The organism is Acinetobacter sp. YH12152 (assembly GCF_013418285.1).
GTDB lineage: Bacteria > Pseudomonadota > Gammaproteobacteria > Pseudomonadales > Moraxellaceae > Acinetobacter > Acinetobacter amyesii.
In genome coordinates this window covers 1-22,204 of the sequence record NZ_VPCH01000054.1, presented here as the reverse complement: position 1 = coordinate 22,204, position 22,204 = coordinate 1, and the positions used below count along the sequence as shown (strand labels likewise).

Annotated in this window: 23 protein-coding genes, 3 pseudogenes and 1 other annotated feature; of the genes and pseudogenes, 14 read left to right on the top strand and 12 right to left on the bottom strand. The window is 36.5% G+C overall.

The genetic code is table 11. The annotated features are described in order from the left end of the window. The 4 genes from FTU83_RS14600 to FTU83_RS14585 all read left to right on the top strand — a co-directional run. A partial coding sequence (locus FTU83_RS14600) for a transposase domain-containing protein (RefSeq protein ID WP_179993438.1) occupies positions 1 to 94 on the top strand: 94 nt, incomplete at its 5' end. A 390-nt stretch (positions 95 to 484) separates the two neighbouring features. Further along, positions 485 to 958, top strand: a complete 474-nt coding sequence (locus FTU83_RS14595; protein WP_180107061.1) for a hypothetical protein — start codon at positions 485 to 487, stop codon at positions 956 to 958. A 409-nt stretch (positions 959 to 1,367) separates the two neighbouring features. Next, positions 1,368 to 2,150 (top strand): putative type VI secretion system effector, encoded by a 783-nt coding sequence (locus tag FTU83_RS14590; protein WP_180107059.1) that lies wholly within the window; start codon positions 1,368 to 1,370, stop codon positions 2,148 to 2,150. Beyond that, entirely contained in the window at positions 2,131 to 2,907 is a 777-nt protein-coding gene (locus tag FTU83_RS14585) for a putative type VI secretion system effector (protein ID WP_257222644.1), read from the top strand. The genes FTU83_RS14590 and FTU83_RS14585 overlap by 20 nt, the downstream gene beginning before the upstream one ends. Positions 2,908 to 2,997: 90 nt before the next feature. Here FTU83_RS14585 and FTU83_RS17515 read toward each other — a convergent pair. After that, a pseudogene (locus FTU83_RS17515) lies at positions 2,998 to 3,075 on the bottom strand (hypothetical protein); the annotation flags it as partial. A 158-nt stretch (positions 3,076 to 3,233) separates the two neighbouring features. Beyond that, positions 3,234 to 4,199: an SUMF1/EgtB/PvdO family nonheme iron enzyme gene (locus tag FTU83_RS14580; RefSeq protein ID WP_218945832.1), complete on the bottom strand. Its 966-nt coding sequence runs from the start codon at positions 4,197 to 4,199 to the stop codon at positions 3,234 to 3,236. A gap of 375 nt (positions 4,200 to 4,574) precedes the next feature. On the opposite strand from FTU83_RS14580, the gene FTU83_RS14575 reads away from it, so the two are divergent. Continuing rightward, entirely contained in the window at positions 4,575 to 4,823 is a 249-nt protein-coding gene (locus FTU83_RS14575; protein WP_180036156.1) for a hypothetical protein, read from the top strand. Positions 4,824 to 4,964: 141 nt separating this feature from the next. Here FTU83_RS14575 and FTU83_RS14570 read toward each other — a convergent pair whose 3' ends face one another. Together FTU83_RS14570 and FTU83_RS14565 are read right to left on the bottom strand one after the other, a co-directional pair. Continuing rightward, entirely contained in the window at positions 4,965 to 5,915 is a 951-nt protein-coding gene (locus tag FTU83_RS14570; protein WP_180036155.1) for an SUMF1/EgtB/PvdO family nonheme iron enzyme, read from the bottom strand. A gap of 435 nt (positions 5,916 to 6,350) precedes the next feature. Beyond that, the gene (locus FTU83_RS14565) at positions 6,351 to 7,301 is read right to left on the bottom strand and encodes an SUMF1/EgtB/PvdO family nonheme iron enzyme (RefSeq protein ID WP_180036154.1); all 951 of its coding nucleotides are present in this window, start codon (positions 7,299 to 7,301) and stop codon (positions 6,351 to 6,353) included. Positions 7,302 to 7,912: 611 nt separating this feature from the next. Between FTU83_RS14565 and FTU83_RS14560 the strand changes: the two genes are divergently transcribed. From FTU83_RS14560 to FTU83_RS14540, 5 genes and pseudogenes are all read left to right on the top strand, one after another. Continuing rightward, on the top strand, positions 7,913 to 8,419 hold the full coding sequence (locus FTU83_RS14560; RefSeq protein WP_257222643.1) for a hypothetical protein: 507 nt from the start codon (positions 7,913 to 7,915) through the stop codon (positions 8,417 to 8,419). Positions 8,420 to 8,427: 8 nt separating this feature from the next. After that, the gene (locus FTU83_RS14555; protein ID WP_180107057.1) at positions 8,428 to 9,516 is read left to right on the top strand and encodes a DUF6708 domain-containing protein; all 1,089 of its coding nucleotides are present in this window, start codon (positions 8,428 to 8,430) and stop codon (positions 9,514 to 9,516) included. Positions 9,517 to 9,818: 302 nt separating this feature from the next. Further along, the gene (locus FTU83_RS14550) at positions 9,819 to 10,304 is read left to right on the top strand and encodes a tetratricopeptide repeat protein (RefSeq protein ID WP_180107055.1); all 486 of its coding nucleotides are present in this window, start codon (positions 9,819 to 9,821) and stop codon (positions 10,302 to 10,304) included. Positions 10,305 to 10,621: 317 nt separating this feature from the next. Then, positions 10,622 to 11,986 (top strand): NAD(P)-binding domain-containing protein, encoded by a 1,365-nt coding sequence (locus FTU83_RS14545; protein WP_180036244.1) that lies wholly within the window; start codon positions 10,622 to 10,624, stop codon positions 11,984 to 11,986. A gap of 226 nt (positions 11,987 to 12,212) precedes the next feature. After that, positions 12,213 to 13,276, top strand: a pseudogene (locus tag FTU83_RS14540) (IS3 family transposase); the annotation flags it as partial. Next, positions 12,343 to 12,460 (top strand) — a sequence feature (AL1L pseudoknot). (Overlaps the previous pseudogene by 118 nt.) Positions 13,277 to 13,933: 657 nt before the next feature. On the opposite strand, the gene FTU83_RS14535 reads toward FTU83_RS14540, so the two are convergent. From FTU83_RS14535 to FTU83_RS14520, 4 genes and pseudogenes are all read right to left on the bottom strand, one after another. Continuing rightward, positions 13,934 to 15,052: a Fic family protein gene (locus FTU83_RS14535; protein ID WP_180107054.1), complete on the bottom strand. Its 1,119-nt coding sequence runs from the start codon at positions 15,050 to 15,052 to the stop codon at positions 13,934 to 13,936. A gap of 188 nt (positions 15,053 to 15,240) precedes the next feature. Continuing rightward, entirely contained in the window at positions 15,241 to 15,513 is a 273-nt protein-coding gene (gene nadS / locus FTU83_RS14530; RefSeq protein ID WP_111861356.1) for a NadS family protein, read from the bottom strand. Further along, positions 15,506 to 15,826 (bottom strand): type II toxin-antitoxin system RelE/ParE family toxin, encoded by a 321-nt coding sequence (locus FTU83_RS14525; protein WP_111861355.1) that lies wholly within the window; start codon positions 15,824 to 15,826, stop codon positions 15,506 to 15,508. The genes nadS and FTU83_RS14525 overlap by 8 nt, the downstream gene beginning before the upstream one ends. A 92-nt stretch (positions 15,827 to 15,918) precedes the next feature. Next, positions 15,919 to 17,257 (bottom strand): annotated as a pseudogene (locus tag FTU83_RS14520) (ISNCY family transposase). Positions 17,258 to 17,336: 79 nt separating this feature from the next. On the opposite strand from FTU83_RS14520, the gene FTU83_RS17725 reads away from it, so the two are divergent. Further along, positions 17,337 to 17,540: an SEL1-like repeat protein gene (locus tag FTU83_RS17725; RefSeq protein WP_180107052.1), complete on the top strand. Its 204-nt coding sequence runs from the start codon at positions 17,337 to 17,339 to the stop codon at positions 17,538 to 17,540. 162 nt (positions 17,541 to 17,702) lie between these two features. Here the strand turns inward: FTU83_RS17725 and FTU83_RS14510 are convergent, their stop codons facing one another. Next, entirely contained in the window at positions 17,703 to 19,016 is a 1,314-nt protein-coding gene (locus FTU83_RS14510; RefSeq protein ID WP_180107050.1) for a type II toxin-antitoxin system HipA family toxin, read from the bottom strand. Next, positions 19,010 to 19,369, bottom strand: coding sequence for a helix-turn-helix domain-containing protein (locus FTU83_RS14505; protein ID WP_180107049.1), 360 nt, complete (start codon positions 19,367 to 19,369; stop codon positions 19,010 to 19,012). The genes FTU83_RS14510 and FTU83_RS14505 overlap by 7 nt, the downstream gene beginning before the upstream one ends. A 132-nt stretch (positions 19,370 to 19,501) precedes the next feature. On the opposite strand from FTU83_RS14505, the gene FTU83_RS14500 reads away from it, so the two are divergent. Then, positions 19,502 to 19,828, top strand: a complete 327-nt coding sequence (locus tag FTU83_RS14500; RefSeq protein WP_111886072.1) for a hypothetical protein — start codon at positions 19,502 to 19,504, stop codon at positions 19,826 to 19,828. Here FTU83_RS14500 and FTU83_RS14495 read toward each other — a convergent pair. Further along, on the bottom strand, positions 19,825 to 20,625 hold the full coding sequence (locus tag FTU83_RS14495) for a hypothetical protein (protein ID WP_152873596.1): 801 nt from the start codon (positions 20,623 to 20,625) through the stop codon (positions 19,825 to 19,827). The two genes, FTU83_RS14500 and FTU83_RS14495, sit on opposite strands and share 4 nt — an antisense overlap. A gap of 190 nt (positions 20,626 to 20,815) precedes the next feature. Between FTU83_RS14495 and FTU83_RS14490 the strand changes: the two genes are divergently transcribed. After that, positions 20,816 to 21,154 (top strand): helix-turn-helix domain-containing protein, encoded by a 339-nt coding sequence (locus FTU83_RS14490; protein WP_180107047.1) that lies wholly within the window; start codon positions 20,816 to 20,818, stop codon positions 21,152 to 21,154. Further along, positions 21,144 to 21,842 carry a HipA domain-containing protein gene (locus tag FTU83_RS14485; protein ID WP_180107045.1) on the top strand — a complete coding sequence of 233 codons (699 nt, stop codon included), beginning with the start codon at positions 21,144 to 21,146 and terminating at the stop codon, positions 21,840 to 21,842. Before FTU83_RS14490 ends, FTU83_RS14485 begins: the two co-directional genes overlap by 11 nt. A gap of 30 nt (positions 21,843 to 21,872) precedes the next feature. Here FTU83_RS14485 and FTU83_RS14480 read toward each other — a convergent pair. Next, a partial coding sequence (locus FTU83_RS14480) for a transposase (protein ID WP_180107043.1) occupies positions 21,873 to 22,204 on the bottom strand: 332 nt, incomplete at its 5' end.

The window sequence follows — 22,204 nt, the reverse complement described above, 5'->3', positions numbered from 1 at the left end:
CTATTTAAGTGATGTGCTGAAAAGGTTGCCGACACATAAAGTGACTCAGATTGAAGAATTGCTACCACACCGCTGGAAACCTAAATCGAATTAAAAAATAGGCATGGGGTTCAGCGGACGCTTACGAATTAGCAGATAAATAAAGTATTTCTTCGTTTGCTAAGTAGATTGCCCGAAGTACCAAGAAAAATAGGCTATCATGCAATAGATTTAGGTGGACAAGGTTTATTTAGATTAAAGGAAATGTTATGAAATATTTTTTTATATTTTTAATGAGTAGGTTTACTTTTATATCTGCTTGACATCAATCAAAAAAAATAACTGTTAATGTAAATAACCTGAGTTTGTTAAACAATAAGCAGAAAGTGGTTGCCTATATTGGAATTGAGATGGGTGGCGGTAGCCCAAGAATTGATATGTCGGAAGGTGTAATTTCAAGTCAGCGTATTTATCAAATTGAATTTTTAAATAAGGCTAATAGAAAATGATTATTTCAAAACTAATTCTATTATTAATGAGTATTTTTATATTAGTATCTTGTATAAATACAAAAGTTACTAAAGAAGGGGAATACTTTAAAACAATTAATTATAAATTCTTTAAAGATTTTAAACCCAATGAAGAAGTCTTAATAGATAAAATTGATAATAAATATTCAGTGATTCAAATAAATAAGTCTGACCTTCCTTTAAGTGATTTTACACAAATTGATAATAAATTAAAAAAAGATGGGTGGAGAAAAATATCAGCTAAAAATAATTTTTTTGAATATTGTTTTGGTGAGAAAATTTATTTGGGTGCACTATTTCCAGAAAAAGAAAAATATAGAAATTTTGCAGGTAATGAGGTTTTACCATTTAATCAAAAAAAATGGCTAGTCATTTTGTCTTATAGTGAAGGAAAAGTAAATTATTGCCGCAATGATGAATTGGAAAATATAGAGTTGGAGTATTTGTGATAACTTATTTATATTTTTTTTAATAGGTTTATTTGACTTTATTAATTAGATAAAAATTTTAAAGATAGGTTATCCATGAGTTAATCTTATTCAAGTATTAACTTGGGTATGAGGTCGGTCTAATTCTGTGTATTTGTTTAACATGGCTATAAGTGTATGGATTTCATTAGGATGACTGGGCTTTGTTGCATAAATATGTAAGCATCTGATTTAAATAAATTTAATTTTGGATCAAAAAATAATCAAAACTTTTAAAATCATATAGTTATGAAATCTTTGTGCAACAAAGCCTTTTGATAGCGAACTTGAGAATTGGTGTAGTAAATCAGCTTTTGGTTTAGATAAAAGTAAATTTAAGAATATATTGGAGGAGGATAAGGCATTTAGTGAGGCCTTACAGAGTATATAAATGATTAATGCAAAAAAAATTGTGGGTAAAATAGAAGGCCTTAAATGTGAAGATTCTGTTATACAGCCTTTTAAAAATATTGGTAAACAAGTCGCAACTACAGCTCTGCTAGGAGTATTGACAGAAAGTACTTCACTCTTAAGTGCAGCCCCAATATTAATTCTCGCTTCAAAAGGTAGGAGAGCAAAAACTTTTACTTTTAAAATAGATGGGATTGATGTTATTGGGCAATTTACTACAGTAAAATTTAATGAAGGGGATCAAGTTGTTATCATTATTAGTGAAGAGCAAGATAAAGGGTTTTATTTAGCTTATGCAGTGTTAATACCAAATAAAGGGATTCTTCATATGTTGTATGATTCTGGGCGTTCATTTAAAAAGCATTGTTTACATTTACTTAAATGGGCAATAGTACTAAGCATATTTTCATGCTTTTTTTTTACTATCATTGCTTTGGTAGGTTATTCAAATGCTGATAATGAAAAAGATATCGTAGACTTTAAAAATCAATTAATAATTTCTTATTTAGTGTCATTTATATTTTCGTTTGGTCTACTATTTAGCTTTTTAATTGGTAAAGATAATGTAGGTTTTTTAGGTCGATACAGTGAGAAAATTTTTGAAATATTAGAGTTTGAACAACCTAAAAATCAAAATCTTTTTAACTCATATCTGATCGATGAAGAAGGTTTACATGTCAGTGTTTTAGATTATAGAAAAAGTTTGATTGGTAAAGATTCCTATCCAAAGGATTATTTTGACAATGAAAATGATAAAAATTGAAGGTCGTATTAATAATCTTGAAGTAGAAAACTCTAAAATTTTGTCCATTGGTAATTTAGGTAAACATGCTGCGAATACTTCGTTAATTGGTACACTGGCTGGTAGTACTTCCTTAATGAGTAACGCGCCCATTATGGCATTAGCTGCAAAAGGTAGAGACGGAAAGACTTTTAGAGGTGAGGTTAACGGAATTCGCGTTGTTGGTCAGTTCACTGGTGTAAAGTTTAAAAATAATACACCTTTAATCATGGTCATAAGTGAAGAGCAAGAGGAAGGATACCATTTTGTATATGCAGCTTTAGATCCTAAAAAAGGTTTGTTACATATGCCATATGAGATGGGTAGATCTAAAAACAAGACATATTTATCTTTGTTTAAAACTGCGACCATAATGTCTATAGTTTTTTGTATTTTATTTAGTTTTATTATTATTTTTCAATATTTTAATATCGATGATATTAGTACAGATAGAATAAAATTTAATATTTTTATTTTTTATTCAGTTAGTTTTCTTTTTTCTTTTTTCCTAATGTTTTGTTTTTTATTGGGTAAAAATAACTTGAGAGAATTAGCACAAATTTCAGAAAACGTATTTGAACAGCTAAATTTTTCAGATGTAAAGGAACAAGATTTATATAAATCTAGACTTATAGATAGTGAAGGCTTTTACCCGAGTGTGATGAAATATAGAGATGTTTTGATAGGAAAAGACCCTTTTCCTGAAGACTATTTTGACACGAAAAATGAAAAAAATTGAAGGCAAGTTGCAAAATATTGAAATGGTACATTCTAAGATTCTGATATCTTGAATCAAAAAAAGCCCTCAGGGCTTTTTTTACATCTAGACTTATGGCAACTGCTGAATCGGGCTACCACCCAACGCCTGCATTAAAGTCACATAAGCATTGTATTGACTCACCTGAGTTTAGACAAATACAAATAGCTGAAGGCTTAGAGAAACCTGAAAGTTTTTTTAGTACAAGCACCCAAACCAATCGAAGAGTTAGATTTGGATATGTATAGTCACAAAGATGTTGATAAAACTCGGATGGCATAAGCCATCCGATGTTGGAAAATTTAAATTTATTGCTTAGGAAAAGGTTTCGCTGAATTGGAAGCGCAGCGCACAGATGTACTATTATTTGGATTTACATTGGGGCTAGTTGATTGATGATTTTGTTCCATTCCATCCCTATAAATCGTAGTAACACTGCCTCCCATAGCTAAACTTTGTGCTGCTCCTTCTTGACGTGTACTCCTTACGGATTTTAATTTACCCGACTTAGGACCCTGTGGATTGAGTTCAGGTGAGTTTTTATAATACTGTGGATCAAACCAATCGGACATCCATTCATAGTTATCGGTTGCCATATCGTAGAACCCTAAAGGTGTTGGTGGGAAATGACCTAGCAAAGGAACAGTAGCACTAAAATTTAAACTTTTACTGACTTGATCTCTTTGCTCATCACTCCAGACATTACGACCTGTTTCATACTTGTCATTGTCTGTAGGATATATGACATATTGTCCTTTATTTCGGGCAGCATACTCCCATTGGGCTTCAGTAGGTAAATTCATAGGGATACCGACTTGTTTTCCTAACCATAGACAATAATCTGATGCCTGTTGCCAACTGATCCCTGCTGGTGCCATAGGTTGGCGTAGCTTTTTAGTTATTTTTTCCATACTTATACGAGGTAAACCTAAACTGTCTGTATAAATATCAAAATCATCGAATGTGGTTTTATATGCATTTAGACTAAAGCTATCAAGGGTCACTTTATGTGCAGGCATGGCAGCATAAAGTCCAACAATAGGCAGTTTATCTTTACGTGTGAGTGGGCCGAAGTCCCCCATCATAAAGGTGCCACCATCCACAAAAATCATATTTTTTTTGGTTTTTTCAACCAATTTTTGAATTTTGGATTGTAGCTCAGGAGAAGCACTATTTTGATTAGTAGAAGGAGTTTGTGGCTCATTCGCACTTTTTGCACAAGCACTTAAAGCAAAAGTAGATAATAAAATAAGAGCTAGGTTTTGATTAATCATATTCTTAAAAATTATAGAGTTGTTAAAATATTGCCAAAAAATAAAGCAAATACAATCAAGGGATAAAGAAAATTTAATATCTCAAAAAGAGAGTTTTTGTTATTTATTGAGCCACTCTGAATAGGTCTAACAGCTTAAGTTTACATCAAGGTCATGCAAGCATTATCTCAAACTCGACTTAACTCGAAACCAAGGGGATATTGATCTCTAGGGGGATTACACTGGACAACTCGATCTGCTTGTTTGTTTGATATGACAATTAGCATGAGTGGTTTGGACGTAAAGATCAAGTATTTTGTAATATGTAAAAATGCCATTATTAATATATTTAAAACCTTTATCTCCACACAGGAATGGATGAATGTCATTTAACATGTGCATCCTCGTGCTGAAACCCAGTCCAAAAGTAATATGCAAAAAATTGAAGGGGATATTATTCGCTTTTTAAACTATGGTGAAGATGCCAGTATTGCTGAAGATATTATTATTGCGCTCAATTCGCGGCAAGACTACGCAGGTGGTCGAGAGAACCAATGGTTAAAAGATTTCCTGAAATACCGTAAACAGGCAAAAAAGATACAAGGTTACCCTTTGAATCATTTAATTGTAAAAAAATCAAGATGATATGCAATTTAAACAGTTAGATTATATGGGTGGTTATGCAGACAATACTGCTATTTTAGCATCAAATTTAGATATTCTAGCGCCATTTGAAGATCAGGAAATACAACTCTATCAAACATGATAGAGTTGTATTGGGTGAGACTACATAATTTTTTTAGTTTGGTTTACTACACAGCGTACAGAGTTGTCAAAGTTTGGATTGATTACTCCCTTAAATCTTTCAGGGAAATCTACTGGTTGAATAGGGTGAGTATGACTACGCCGTACAGTTAAACCCTCCCCCATCTGCAAGGTTTGGCCATCTAGAGGTTTAGCACTACGGAGGACTTTCTCAGTTCCTGCTTTAGGGCCTTTCGGGTTTTTTTCAGGGGAATGTTGATAATAATCTGCTGCATACCAATCAAGCATCCATTCATAGTTGTCTGTAATTAAATCATAAAAACCTAGTGCTGAAGCTGGGTATCTGCCTATTACAGAAATTTCAGCACCAATAGACTTAAATTCATGAAATAATGCTTGTCGCTGTTTAAAACTCCATACATTTACGCCATTTTCGATTTTTCCTGTATTGGTTGGAAAATGAATCTTTTGGCCTTTATTGCGGGCAGCATATTCCCACTGAGCTTCGGTCGGGAGGTCTATGTCAAGTTTTAGTTGTGTACCTAACCATTGGCAATAATTTCGTCCCTCTTGCCAAGAAACACCTGCAGAAGAAACAGGATATCTAAATTGTGAAGAGTGAGACTCGGTTGAGCCTACTTTAGGGGTATTGGTTGCAGCGCTGTATATGTCTAAATCTGCATAAGTGGCTTTATAAGCAGACATGCTAAAGCTATCCAGAATTACTTTGTGAACTGGTTTGCTATCAATCTTGCTGTCATAATGATCAAAATCTCCCATCATAAAAGTACCACCTTCCACAAAAATCATATTATTCTTGGTTTTTTCTAGCAATTTTTGAATTTTGGATTGTAGCTCAGGAGAAGCACTTTTTTGATTATTAGAAGGAGTTTGTGGCTCATTCGCACTTTTTGCACAAGCATTTAAAGCAAAAGTAGATAGTAAAATAATGGCTAAATTTCGATTAATCATATTCTTAAAAATTATAGAGTTGTTAAAATATTGCCAAAAAATAAAGCAAATACAATCAAGAGATAAAGAAAATTTAATATCTCAAAAAGAGAGTTTTTGTTATTTATTGAGCCACTCTGAATAGGTCTAACAGCTTAAGTTTACATCAAGGTCATGCAAGCATTATCTCAAACTCGACTTAACTCGAAACCAAGGGGATATTGATCTATAGGGGGATTACACTGGACAACTCGAACTGCTTGTTTGTTTGATATGACAATTAGCATGAGTAGTTTGGACATAAAGATCAAGTATTTTGTAACATGTAAAAATGCCATTATTAATATATTTAAAACATGTGTCTCGACTCGGGAATGAATGTCATTTAACGTGTGCATTATTTGAAAATCAGGAAATACAACTCCATCAAACTTGATATAGCTGTATTGGGTGAGACTACATAATTTTTTTAGTGTGGTTTACTACACAGCGGACAGAGTTGTCAAAGTTTGGATTAATTACCCCTTTAAATCTTTCAGGAAAATCTATTGGTTGTACTGGGTGAGCATGACTACGCCGTACAGTTAAACCCTCCCCCATCTGCAAGGTTTGGCCATCTAGAGGTTTAGCACTACGGAGGACTTTCTCAGTTCCTGCTTTAGGGCCTTTCGGGTTTTTTTCTGGGGAGTGTTGATAGTAATCTGCTGCATACCAGTCGAGCATCCATTCGTAATTGTCTGTCGTTAAATCATAAAAACCTAGAGCTGAAGGTGGGTATTGTCCTACTTCAGAGATAAGTGACTTAGGTGCTTTATATTTTTTACGTAACTGTATACGTTGCTCAAAACTCCACACATTTACTCCATCTTCAATTTTACCGGTATTGGTTGGAAAATGAATCTTTTTGCCTTTATTGCGGGCTGCATATTCCCACTGGGCTTCGGTCGGGAGGTCTATGTCAAGTTTTAGCTGTATACCTAACCACTGGCAATAATTTCGTCCCTCTTGCCAAGAGACACCAGCAGACGAGTTAGGATATCTTGCTTTTGAAGATAAGGATTCAGTTGAGACCACTTTGGGTGTATTGGTTGCAGCACTGTATATGTCTAAATCTGCATATGTGGCTTTATAAGCAGACATGCTAAAGCTATCTAGAGTTACTTTGTGAACAGGTTTGCTATCAATCCTGCTGTCATAATGATCAAAATCCCCCATCATAAACGAGCCACCTTCAACAAAAATCATATTCTTCTTGGTTTTTTCTAGCAATTTTTGAATTTGTGCTTGTAATTCGGGAGAAGCATTATTTTGATGATTAGAAGGTGCTTGAGTCTCGTTGGTAGTTTTTGCGCATGCACTTAAAGCAAAGGTTGATAGTAAAATAATGGTTAGGTTTTGATTGATCATATTCTTAAAAATTATAGAGTTGTTAAAATATTGCCAAAGAATAAAGAAAATTTAATATCTCAAAAAGAGAGTTTTTGTTATTTATTGAGCCACTCTGAATAGGTCTAACAGCTTAAGTTTACATCAAGGTCATGCAAGCATATCTCAAACTCGACTTAACTCGAAACCAAGGGGATATTGATCTATAGGGGGATTACACTGGACAACTCGAACTGCTTGTTTGTTTGATATGACAATTAGCATGAGTAGTTTGGACATAAAGATCAAGTATTTTGTAACATGTAAAAATGCCATTATTAATATATTTAAAACATGTGTCTCGACTCGGGAATGAATGTCATTTAACGTATGCATTATTTGAAAATCAGGAAATACAACTCCATCAAACTTGATATAGCTGTATTGGGTGAGACTACATAATTTTTTTAGTTTGGTTTACTACACAGCGGACAGAGTTGTCAAAGTTTGGATTAATTACCCCTTTAAATCTTTCAGGAAAATCTATTGGTTGTACTGGGTGAGCATGACTACGCCGTATGGTTAAGCGCTCTCCAATTTGTAGTGTTTGGCCATCTAGATGGTTTAGCACAACGTAACGCATGGTTACAGGAGTGAATTTACAAACGGGGACTAATTTTATTGGAGTAATTGCAGCAACATTTGGCAAGGTTGCGGATGTGTTAGACCGTCAGCTTAAAATGAAAATGTTGCAGGTTGGTGAATCAGCAAAATTAAGATATTTAAAAGGTTGGGCCAAGAGAATTGCTTGTGGTGGTTTATATGGTGGTGCGATACTTTTAGCAATCGTTGAAATCTTTAAGGCAAATGATGCATTTAAGAAAGATCAATATGCAATTATGACATTATACGGTATCAACGCAATTGTTGTACTTTTGACAACACATGCTTTTGTGAGAAGCAGTCTTATGTTACTAGGCTTGCGCCTTAGCTATTGGGGTTTAATTTTAATTGATGTATCAGTAGTGATTAGTTATGGAATTGATCAGTTAAAGAAAAGAGAAATACGAAATTTTCTGGAAGCTTCGGCATGGGGTAAAGAGAGTGAAAAGTGGAGTCTAGCTACCGAAAAAAATGAGTTTGAAAAAATTTACGAGTAACTTTAAAAATGTTAAGAGAAGACTACGAAACCAAATTCACCACATTGAATCAACCCTTTGAGATAGGGGTTCCGAATAAAAATGGTCGTTTGCGTCTGCGGGAAATTGATATCAAAAGGTTAAACACTGATCAGCTCTATCCCCACCGTCAAGTAATTCGTTTTAATTCTACCTTTGTGGAAGTGATGGATAGTTGGGAGTTTATTCGTGGACGTGCCACCGCATTGGCACTTCCGATGTGGGGGGTGTTAATACTAGGTATATTTGTATGTTTATATGGTCTTTATAAAGTTATTTTAGCGCAAGAATATTTATTAGTAGTCGGGTTGGGCATTTTTATACCAGGAATACTGTACTTAATTTATTCCAATTACCAAATGGCAAAATATGATCTATTTGGTTACACGCATTATCCTATTCGTTTTAACCGCAAAACCCAAAAAGTATACGCTTTTTCACCCCAGCAACAAAAAATTATTGAACTGAATTGGCAGGATTTACGTTTTTCCGCGGTTAAAGAAGGGGATGAAATAGAGTTAAGAGGAAGCCTAGTTAATTCAGAAAATATCGTCGAAGAAGAAATCATTTTTCCATTTTTGGCACCTATATATGAACCTAATCTTATAGATCAGCATTTAGCATTTTTTAAAGCCTATATGCAAGGTGATGATTTAGAAAAGATTGATGTAGCGATTCCAGAGTTTTTTGATGTTTATAATCGAAAGCCAAGTTTTAAAGAAACTTTTGAACGTGTTTACATGATTAACGATATTGTAGAAAGGGTTCAAGAAAAAAGACCAGAGGAAAGATATATGTTATCGGTCACCTTAAATAGTATTTTTTGGTTGCCAAATTTATTTTTAAGAAGGATGGGACTATTTTTTTCAAAAATCCCGAACTGGCCTGCATATGTTGAAAAAGAATGTGAGATTGATATTGCTGATGCTTATGATTCCAGAAGACAACAGCGTCATCTTGAACCATTAACATTTAAAGGGACACAGGTTTTAGTTATAGTTTTGAGTGGATTGATTTTATTTAGTTTAGCGATCGCTTTTTTTACAGGACTTGCTTATTTAAGTTGGAACTCTAGATAATTATAGTCTACCAGACTAACTTGAATACAAAAAAATGCGTGCTTACATTTCAGGGGAATTAGCATAAAGAGCCTATAATGGATCAGTTTAATTCTCTCCATGTGGTGATCCGTTTCAATTTCACGATTGTTGAAATTTGTGGGAAGAATTCTATGCCGAATCTTATTTAATTGATATAAAAAAGCCCCTCAGGGCTTTTTTATATCTAGGCCTTAAGGCAATTGCTGAATCGGACTACCACTGAAAAGATCTTGGATCAGCAAATCACCCATCTGGTGCAGATTAAAGGTTAGGTTAAGAGTATGAAAAAAAATGGATTGATATTATTTTGTACAATAATGTGTCTATTTTTTGCCGCTTGTACTAAAGAAAGTAATTTTCAAAAAGGTACACATGTAGATAATAAAAGTTCAGAGCAGTTGTATGTTGAAGCTGGTGATTACTACCTAGGTCTTAATGGTAAGGAAAAAAATTATAAAAAAGCTTTTTCATTACTGATGCAGTCAGCTGAGCTAGGCCATTCAAAAGCTCAAACTGAAGTTGCTCGTATGTATTATGATGGGGTAGGGGTGAATCAAGATTATGAAAAAGCATTTTATTGGTTTGAAAAAGCAGCGAAGAAAAATGATGAAATAGGTTTGTATAACCTCGGAGTTATGTATAAAGAAGGTAAGTACGTAAAGCAGGATGATGTACAAGCATTAAAATATTTTGAGGAGTCGTCAAAAAAAGGACTTTCAGAAGCTCAGTTTACTTTAGGAAGGCTTTGTTGCACAAAGATTTCATAACTATATGATTTTAAAAGTTTTGATTATTTTTTGATTCAAAATTAAATTAAAAAAATTTAGAAGTTAAATTATTATATCTAATATTATTATTTATATTATATTTTTATATGAGTTTTTATGATATAGTTTTTATTCTTTTCTGTATGTTATATATCCAATATAAATGTAGCCTACAATATTTTTTTTTACTTCGCATCCTATTTTGAGTGGATTATCCTTAATCTATAAATTTAGGTTTGTACATAAACTATTCTTACGATCCTAAATAAAATCAAAATTGGAGATAGGCGAAGCTATTAAAACTAATGGAGATAGCGATGACTAGAATAGCAATTATTGGTTCAGGTCCTAGTGGCATGGCACAATTAAGAGCATTCCAATCAGCAAAGGCCAAAGGTCTAGAAATTCCCGAAATTATATGTTTTGAAAAACAAAGTGATTGGGGGGGGCAATGGAACTATACTTGGCGTACAGGTGTAGATGAAAATGGAGAGCCCGTTCATAGCAGTATGTACCGTTACTTGTGGTCTAATGGGCCAAAAGAAGCATTAGAGTTTGCGGATTATACGTTTGACGAACATTTTAAAAAGCCCATCGCCTCTTACCCACCAAGAGAAGTGTTGTGGGATTATATCAAGGGTCGTGCGGAAAAAGCCAAGATCAAACATTTGGTCAGATTCAATACCGCGGTGCAGCATGTCTGCTACGATGAACATAAAAAGAAATTTACTGTTGAAGTAGAAGATTACAAGAACCAAAGACACTATGTGGAAGAGTTTGACTATGTGATTGTAGCCTCAGGGCACTTTTCGACACCAAAAGTACCCGTATATAAAGGCTTTGATCGTTTTCATGGTCGTATTTTACATGCCCATGATTTTCGTGATGCCCGTGAATTTGCAGATAAAACGGTACTGCTTGTGGGCAGTAGCTATTCGGCTGAAGACATCGGTTCACAATGCTACAAATATGGCGCAAAGCAAATCTATAGTTGTTATCGTAACAAACCGATGGATTTTAGATGGCCGAAAAATTGGTCTGAGAAAAAACAGCTAATACGTGTAGATGAACGTAAAGCTTATTTTGGAGATGGTACTTCAGCAAAAGTTGATGCGATTATTTTGTGTACTGGTTATCTTCATCATTTCCCATTTATCGAAGATAAATTGCGTTTAAGAACACACAATTGTTTATATCCACTAGATCTTTACCAAGGTGTGGTATGGGAAAAAAATCCCCGTTTATTTTATCTAGGTATGCAAGATCAATGGTATACCTTCAATATGTTTGATGCCCAAGCTTGGTATGTTAGAGATATCATATTAGGTAAAATTTCTTTGCCAAATATCATGGAAATGCAACATCATACTGAGAAGAAGCATTTAGAAGAGAAAGCTCTAAGTACAGATGAAAAGAAAGCACGTTTCCAAGGTGAATATGTGAAATATTTAATTAGTGAAACAGATTACCCTAATTTTGACGTTGATGGGGTGCATAATATTTTCATGCAATGGAAAAAGCACAAGAAAGAAAATATTATGGAATTTAGAGATAAAACGTATCGTTCAGTTATGACTGGAAAAATGGCAAGACCACATCATACGCCTTGGTTAGAAGCTCTCGATGATTCTTTAGAGAACTATTTAGATTCAGAAGGTGCTAAAGAGAAAAATTTTATTTAGCCAAAATTTAGAAAAGTAGCTAGAAGTCAAATGGGAGCTTTGCTCCCATTTTTATACGATAAAATTCATATACACGAGTAAGTTTATCTAAAAGGTGCAGAATCACATTTGAAAATTGCTAATAAAATATTAGAAGATTGAATATTCATCTAAAAAGTTTCTATATAACCCGAATCGCGGATAAGAAATTGACTTGAAAAATAGGAGGACTAGAGCCATCCGTTAGATTGGTTGTACTCCTGAAACACTTCGTGCCTGGCATCAAAAGCATTTAGATCAGCAAAATCCTATTAAAGTACAACAGATATCTGATCAAGAAAAAATGAAGCAAATGGAACGTGAAATTAAAGAATTAAAGCGTGCTTTCGCCCAGGCGGAGCTCGACCGCCCACACAAATAATGATGGATTTCATCCATAATAATAAAGTGTTATACGGTGTTGATGCGATTTGTAGGATTTTACCGATCTCAGCTTCAACCTATTAACGAACTTTAGATCTCGCTGACAATCCAGAACATCGAGCGAAACGAAGTCTACATGATGAGCATCATGCTGAACAAATTAAACGAATTTGGAAAGAAAGTTCAGGCCGATATGGTGTGCTTAAGGTCTGGCAACAATTGAAACGTGAAGGTTATGTTATCGCACGTTGTACAGTTGCTCGATTGATACAGAAGCTAGGTATACAAGGTGTTATGGCGTTTTAAAACATCTGACTGCCTATCAAAGAGATTATTTATTGGTCGAATAATCTCAAAACCTGATTGACTACCAAGACGGTATCTCAGGTGAGTAACTTTACGTATATTCAAACTCATTCGGGCTGGGTCTATACCGCCTTTATTATTGATGTGTTCTCACGAGCAATTGTTGGATGGAAAGTATCTACACGGATGAATACAGATATGGTGCTCGATGCACTTGAGCAAGCATTGCATGATCGAGGGATGCCAAAGAATGTGATTCATCATTCCGATAGAAGTGTGCAATATCTTTCCAGTCGCTATACCAATCGTCTAGAAGCAGCAAATTCACGAGCGTCAGTCGGTACAAATGGTGATTCATACGATAACGCTTTGGCTGAAACAGTGAATGGGTTATACAAAACAGAGGTGATTGAATATTTAAAAGCAGACTGGCAAGGTTTAGCGGATGTACAACTTGCGACATTAAATTGGGTAGATTGGTTTAACAAAAAGCGTGTACACAGCGCATTGGGTTATGTACCTCCTTTTGAGTTTGAAGCAATGTACTATGATAAGATTAACCCGTTAGGTCAGGTGGCCTAACTTAAATAAAAATGTCTCCGACAAACCCGGTACGCTTCAAATTTAATGAAAGCCTCTATAGTGAAAAAAATTAAGTTTTAATAAAAAAGCGCCTTTGAATGTAGGCGCTAAATTTTAATGCTTGATACACTAACGCTAATATTCAAGTATACTTAATTTAACATAATCTATATTATACGAAATGCATAGACATTTTAATTGGTGAATAACAGCTTTTTAAAATATCCTTGTTTTTCATATAGTTAAAAATTTTTCATCCCCCTGAAAAACAACAAAAAACTGACTTGGAAACAAGTCGGTTTCTTTTTAAGCAATTTTGATACTTCTTGCCAATAAAATTGATCAATATTTAATCAATTTGTCATTTTTCTCTGCGTTATCAAGCCAGCGCTGGCTTAAATTATCCCCAATTTCTGCGGACAACTCTTGGGATAAAAATCCGCCAATTTTGTACGCCTGAGCGCACATGTATTTAGGGGTTTTGCGGATATTCACAATCCCTTGTATTCAATATCATGAAGTCATAAGAGAACAGGACGTTCCGCAGAATAAAAATAAATAATCGCACAAGGATCGGCGGTACGACAGGAGTCATGCCAAGCGAACCAATACGAAAAAGCCCGACAGGATGTCGGGCTTTTTTTATGGCTTAAATTTCTATAACTGAGTATTGATCTGATAGCGTGTATTACGTCCCCCACCTTCCAATTTGACGATACAACCTTTCTCAAGTAAGTCAGATAAATGACGAGTAGCTGTCGCCTTACTTGTTTTAGCAACTTTTTGATATTGTGACGCGCTAATACCATGTTCAAAGCCATTTTCCCCACCGTCTAATAAACGATTGAGGACTTTGCGCTGTTCTTCACTCAGGGCTAAATTTGAATATTTATGCCAAAACTGGCTTTTAAATAATGTCCGATTGATCTGTACTAAGGTTTTTTCAAGGCTATCATTCAATGTATCTAAAAACCAAACTAGCCAATCGGTGATATCAGAATCATTTTTTTGAGTTTGTTCTAATATCTCATAGTAACTTTTACGTTTATTCAATATCGCAGTAGACATAGCATATAAACGAATGCTCTGTTCATCCATTTGAGCTAAAGAAAGGTCTGTAAGTGTACGTGTAATACGTCCATTACCATCATCAAAAGGATGTAGGGTAACAAACCATAAATGGGTAATACCTGCACGTAACAGAGGATCAAGCAATGAATCATTTAGACTTTGATTAAACCAATCTATGAAGGCATTTAAGCGTTCTTCTAAGCCTTGTCTTGGCGGTGCTTCAAAGTGCACTTTAGGATAGTCCAATCGACCTGAAACGACCTGCATAGGCTCTGATCCCCTGAGTTGACCAATGCGTAAACGTTGCATTGTCCAATCTGGGTCATTGAAAAGCCAACGATGCCACTGCATGAGACGATTAACAGTCAATGGTTGCTTAACATCGTTAAGCGCATCTAGCATGATATTGGCTAAACCTTCTGATCGATCTGAGCTTGGATAAGGCTGTTCAAGTGTGACACCTAAGCGTTGAGCTAGAGATGATCGTAGTGAAAAAACATTGATCGTTTCGTTTTCAATCGCAGATGAAGCAACAAGATTGGCAAGCAGAGTATCTAGGGTGAATTGCTCTTTTGCTAAATCATGCTGACTTTGCCCCAGAATAATCCCTATTTTTTGATGTATCTGTCTGGTTTTAGGTAAGATAACTGAATCTAGCCATGTAAAATTTGTCCAGTTTTCTGTTTGCCAAATCCATTTCTGCATTTTCAATCGCTCATCTAAAATTTCAGATGAGTTGAATATAGCACTTATTCGGCTCATAACAAGAGCCGAATATGATAATTAATCAGCTCATTTTTTATAGGACATTTTAAATAGTTTATCGCATAGACATTTTAATTGGGGAATAACACAAAAAATGGGAGCTAAGCTCCCATTTTTAATGAATATTTTTAAATAAGGCTAGGATGTGCATCTAAGATTCTAATTAATGTTGCCGCTGGTCCTGTCGGATAGCGTCGGCCTTGTTCCCAGTTTTGCAGGGTGCGATGACTGATGTGGAGACGTGCAGCAAATTCGCTTTGACTTAAACCAGTTTTTTCTCGGACTTCCTTAATATCAGGTAATTCAAGTTCGGTTGTTCGACTTGCTTTGATCTCTTTGCGTTTGATTGCTCCAGCTTCTTTAATCGAAGCGACCAAGTCATCAAATAAATTGTTATCCATGAAATTGCTCCTTCACGAGTTGGCGCAGAATGGCGGTTTCTTTATCCGTTAGATCATCTTTTACAGATTTTGGATAAGCCACCAAGAAAAAGATTTGATCATCCTCATTTACCCAATAGTAAATTACTCTGATACCGCCACTTTTACCTTTATTACCTTGAGCGCAACGTACTTTCCGAATGCCACCACCATTCTTGATCAAGTCACCTTTATCAGGTTGAACCAATAGATCTTGTTGAAGTTGACGATATTCCTCATCAGATACAAGGTCTTTGATTTGCTTGGTAAAGATACTAGTTTCAATGAATAACATAGATTCTATGTACGTCAATGGCGTACAAGTATTCTAGCAGTTTCCACATTAAAAAACGAGAGCTGCTGCCCTAATAACCAAATAGAAATGTCCTATATGGACATTTCCAAGTCAAGCACAGGATTCAGATTTCGTTGTTCAATCGCTGTTTTCTGTGCTTGTCTTCGTGGCATCTTTTGAGAACGATTGCGTTTGTTTTGGTGTTCCAGTTGTTCATGCTGTTGTTGAATATGTGCCAGCACAGAACCCAAACGTTTATTCTCAACAATCTCTCGTTGATTGAGCTGACTTAATTTATCGAAGATGCTGTAATTGATTTTTCTTCCCTGATATTCAATGGCTACAGTACCATCCGGATATTCCAGGAACTCAAGATACTTGCCGACCAATCTTTGATTTTCTTCGCTGTTTTCCCAAGATATATACGCATTTATCATAAGTAATCGTCAAGCTGTTCGTAACCCTGCGGAGTTCACGCCAGGTAAAAATATCATCCAGTTCAAGATCAGATTCGCTTAATGGCCGATGCAGGTTCTTTGAGTTTCGCGCACATTTGGCGAACTTCTGATTGAACTGCTCAATAAAGCAGGGTAACCATATATTGGCCTCTGCAATCGAACCGATGCCTTCCAGGCGCATCTCTTTGATCAGACGGTCCTGAAGGGTTCTGTTGGCACGTTCCACACGACCTTTGGCTTGGGGTGAGTTGGCAAAGATAATATCGATGTTCAAATTATTCAGAATCCGCCCAAATTGCGTAATCTGGCTGTCTTGCCTGGATTTTTGATTAACTCTGAATACCGAATGCTTGTCGCTATAAAAGGCTAGAGGTTTGCCGTATTGTTCAATGTAGGCTCGGGTTGAAAGCATGTAGTCAAAGGTCGTTTCAGCCTCACAAAAGCGCAGATGCAACAGCTTTCCAGTAGCATCATCGATATAAACCAACAAGCAGCATTTTGCAGCTCGACCTTCAAACCAGTCATGATATGAGCCATCAATTTGGATCAGTTCACCGAAGCAATCCCGGTTATAACGTGGCTGATATGGACGCTTCAGGCGCTTGGATCGCGGAATCCACAGGTCATTGGCCGTCATCCAGCGCCGAAGCGTTTCTACCGGGATATTCAGGTCAAACATGCTGCTGAGCTTCTCATGCGCCAAGGTAGGTCCAAAGCCCAGCAAATGTTCAGCAATAATGGAAAGGCACTTTGATTTTAACAAGTCATCATGGCGACGATGGCCAGGTTGACCACGACTGGCATGTGCCATACCTGAGACACCATCTTGATTGAGCTTCTGCAATAACCGGGTAATTTGACGGGTGGAAAGATTTAGGATTTCAGCAGCACGGACCTGGGTAATACGATGATCTCGAACGTCTTGCAGAACTGCAAGCCGTTGAATTTCTTTGTCAGACATAGTGATAAGCATCTATATTTATATCCAGTCCATGGTGATAAAAACCATCATAAACTAGACATTTTTATTGGTGAGAATATAGACACTTTAAATGGGTTCTAACACTGAACGAGCAGCCAATTTAGGTTATGACAAATCTCAATATGTTCTTGGGTCAATGTACGATAAAGGTGATGTTGTACCTAAAGATTATAAAAAGGCATTGGACTGGTACACTAAGGCGGCTAATCAAGGTAATGCTGAAGCCGCAAAAGCTCTTAAAACAATGAAAAGTGAGTTAATTGCAAATAATTAACCCAGCTAGCAGTTTATGAAATAAAGAAAGGCAGTTAATCATCTGCCTTTTTTTATTCTTTTCAGCCTTGGTATAAACGCGAGTCCAAACCTATCGATCTAGGCCCACGTGAATATATAAAAAAAGCCACCCGAAAGCAGCTCATTTGGTAATAAAGATAAATTAGAATTTCAAGCGTAGGTTTTGCTCAACGCGCTCAATCAGCACCTTTGGCACATTTGATTGCACGGCGAGAGATGTCCAACTTGAAACCGCCTCAATAACTTCTTCCAAGATCTGACGAATCCGCTGTTCACTAAAGATTGGACTTAACTTCTCGAATGACAGGAAATCAGCCATTTCAAAATTGTCACGTTTTCCGTTAAGAGTCATCCAATGTTGATCTACACAAAAAGAGTTCGGCTTATAGCTATATGCCAAGTCATAAGCTGGTGCCAATTTCCATTGATTATCTACAAGCATGTAGCCAAAGTTCTTTGAGTGGTCATCGTGGTTACGAGATACCACGTTGAATACCATGCGTCTAAACAACTGTTCTGCCTCGGCTGCAGTCAAACGCAAATGACGGTTCACGTTAAATATTTCTTCGTAAGAGAAAGACCCCGGCTTTTTATAATCCACATGCGCCAATCCATTCAGGGATTGAATATGAATCTTCTCATTACCCACGCGATCAAAACGCTGCGTGATGAAATGTTGACGATCACCCTCTTGCAGCAACTTACATGGCATCATTTCAATACCGCATTTTACGGCCATTTGATGATAAACATACTCCATTGTGCCGTAGCCCATAGGATCACCAAAAGTTTCTTTATTGACGTTATGCTCACTCACACCATCAAACTTCATCAAGTAGTGCGTAAAGCCATCTGGAACATCTGTTTGACCTGAACGGACTTGGCTGTAATCCTCATTAAATGCAAGTACTGCTTTAGGGCGTGCGCCACCTGCACTTGTACCTACGGATAGAAGCGCAAGCATAGCATCCTTGTCTTCTGCACCATCATTCTTAAGATCAACCTCTAAAGATGAACGAGTATCCAATACATCTTGAGCTATTTTAATCAATTCAAGAATTTCGACTTGTTGAGATGCATTAAAGCCTGTCATGGCTTTTACAGGGTGATATTCCAGTGCACCCATACCACGCTTACCTGTATATTTCAGGCGTTCTAATGGGGTGATAGAGTCAGGAGATCGACCGTTACGTGCTGTCCACGCATTTAAAATTCGATTACCGAAGTCATCAGGCAGCGAGTCAGCAAATAAGCCTGCCAACCCCTTAAATGTCTCAGGGTTTAATGTTGGGAATGAATAAACACCCTCACCCAAAGGCATAAACAGCGGAGAAAGCTCGATACCACTGTCTAGAAATGTCTTAGAGTATTCAAAGGCACTTGGCTGCCCCTCTGTATACGCCATCACCCCAACATCCATACCAAGATATTCAACGCTAACTGTATCTCTCACCATCCCAAATCATCCTTATTCGCAGTTAATATTTTCTTGTTGTTCGAGTTAGCCTTATGTTCACCCGAAGCCTTTTTACGCTCTTTACCTTGCAACTTATGGAGTTGAATTGGCGATATTGGTTGGGGCGGTAAAAACAGATCTATCTGGTCCCTCATGTTTAGAGCATCCAAATATGCGATCAAATTTTCCAGTGTGACTTTCCCTTTCTCAGCATTAATAATTACACGTCTCTCTAAGCCGGATATCTCAGATATCTCAACTTGAGTTAAATCTTTATTAAGCCGAGCCTGCTTGATACGCTCACCAATTTCTAAAGCTTTTGCATGGCTTGAACTTGTAGATCTAAAGACCATTGTTTAATACCATTTTTTGTACCTAACGAGCATATTTTAGCACATTAGTACCATTTTATGTACTAAACGAAGTTTGTATTTTAGAATAATAAGTGTTATTTTAAATGATAAATATCGCATTGATGTACTTGCATGAAACCGCACGATTCAAATCATAACGACACCCAAAATAGTACACCTGCAGACAAGGAAATAATTGAGCTGCATAGCGAAGATATTGAAGTGTTGCGCTTACTTGGTGAAAGCTTTGTCACGATCCGTCATCTAGCTGGTCCAGCCTTCAGAACGCTTACCGATAAGCAAAAATTAGATTTAATTTCAAACATTGCAGATGCGAGTCACAATCTACCCAACGTCTTATCAAAAGGTGGTCATCAATCTTGCCTGAATTTTCTTATGGCAGATGCAACCCACCTTCGTACTCAGCTGTTAAACAAAAAATCAATGTTTAGGGATTAATTTAATGCCACGCGATTATTAAAATTCAGTAATTTTGAGTATTCAGCTTCTTCAATATCATCTTGATCGGTTATTGGATAAAACTCACTTTCAGCAGTACGGCAGATAACTAAACTAATAAAACTATATGCAGCCAAAGTGTAATCAAATGTCTTCAACCTAACCCTATCTATTGTTTTACCCTGTAGTCCTGCAAAATTTTTATAATTAGCCAATTTTTTATCTACAACATAAGAATGTTTGATCACATTGTTTAAAACCCGAAGCTCATCAATCAGCTGGTATGAAAGTGCATTAGACACATTTAATCCACGATCACGTAAGTAGTTCTCAATCTCATGCCATTTGTGCGATAAACGCCTACCCGGATAATACAAACCTAAACAGCGATTAGTGAATTGCTCAATTGTGGCCCACAAATTAATCACTAAACTCTCATCAGCCAATGAACCCACACGGCGATTTTGCTCTTTGTGATTAAAGTTTGGCGATACCATTCTAAACCCAGATACCATCTCTAGATCATCCTCAATATCATCAAACAAGTTACCGCAATCTGAATTAAATTGTTCAAATACAGAGTCAACAACTTCACCATTATTTTTATGCGCGGACATCGCAAACCTGTGAAACATTACTATGTCATCTATGCGCTGTATGGCCTGCGTTTTTAATGACATACGCTCCATGACGCATTCACCCACAGGATAACGACATATCTCCTTGACCATTAACCTTACATGGTTATTGGTTTTACAAAATTGCTCCATTTCCAAAAGAATTTTCGGTTGATCCATTACTTTACCTTTCTTTTATTTCTCGCACTTACACAGCGCACTTCCTCTCAAGTCAATTTAAATTATGCACCAACCCTGCAAATAGGCTCAATAGCATAAAAGCCCTTAAAATATACCTTGAATAAACACCCATAAAATACTGCTTAAGTCGGTTAATCGGTATATAATGACCTTATTGAGGAGATTTTTCATGAAAAGAGCAGCAAGTGATTTTATGCTTGAGGGTGTTGAAGATCTGTTGGTTCAGATCGGGAGTAACATCAAAACAGCACGCATGAACCGGAATATGAAGATTAGCGAATTGGCTAACCGTGTGCATGTGGATGAAAAGACAATCTCACGACTTGAAAGCGGCAAACCCAGCTCTAACCTAAAAAATCTTATTTCCATTCTCGTTGTATTTGGCTTGGAAGACAGTTTGCTTAGTATTGCGAACCCACAAAATGACGAAGTTGGAAAAGCACTCGCTACCAAAAAAGTTCGAGTCCGCGCTAATAATAAATCAGAGGATATGAGTGATGACTTCTAAAAACCTATCCATGCAAGAAGAAATTAAGAGCTGCTACATTTTTTTGGATACAGGCGATACGCCGCAAGTTGTTGCTCAATATGCGCTCAAAGATTCAATCTATAATTTTATTTATGGTAAGAGCTATTTGGATCTCAATAACTCATTTGAGCTTGATCCAATTAACCTACCATTTATTACACCCAACACGGCGTACACCACTGCAGCTAAAGATGGCTTTGGCGTACTTGCAGATGCTACGCCCGACAATTGGGGTCGTAAGCTTACGTTAACCCAGCACACTCGCGTACCACTCAATCAAATTGAATGGCTTATTGCGGCACGTGGTAATGCAGTTGGGTGCTTAGTGGCGAGTTTGTCTTCTAAAGCGGTCAAAACCGTTGGCAAAGAATCCTTTGTTAAATTCTCTGACTTACAGGCTTACTTAAAATTATCTAAAGCAGTTGATCAGCACCAAGACCCGAACATGATCAGCATGATGACCGATAATTATTTATCAAAACTCATTCACCATGGGTCATCAATGGGGGGTGCGCGACCTAAAGTGGTCGTACAGCACAAAGGCATTGAGTGGATTGCGAAATTCAATAAATCCGATGACCTCTTTGATAATGCAAAAGTTGAATATGCATCAATGAAGATGGCGCAAGCTTTAGGTTTGAATGGGCTTTGTTGCACAAAGATTTGAAATACAAAGCCCCCCCTAATTGAGCCAAATTTAAGGCGTAACTTGGGTAAGTGGTCGACCTAATTCCGTAAATCTGTTGAGGACTGCTACACGTGCATGAATTTCATTCACTTGGCTATCAAAACTCCTTGCACTGAGTTTATCCCCCAATAATTTGATGCAATGCATCTTAGTTTCGACCAAACTTCGGCAATGATAGCCGGACCATTTTTTCCATAATGTCCTGCCTAAACGTTTAACTGTTCGAAGTAATTCATTTCGCGCTAGCGAGCTGATCTTTGTATCTTTCCATGGTTTCGCATTTTTTCTAGGTGGAATCACCGCATGCGCTTGCCGATCTGCAATGACCTGACGGCATTGCT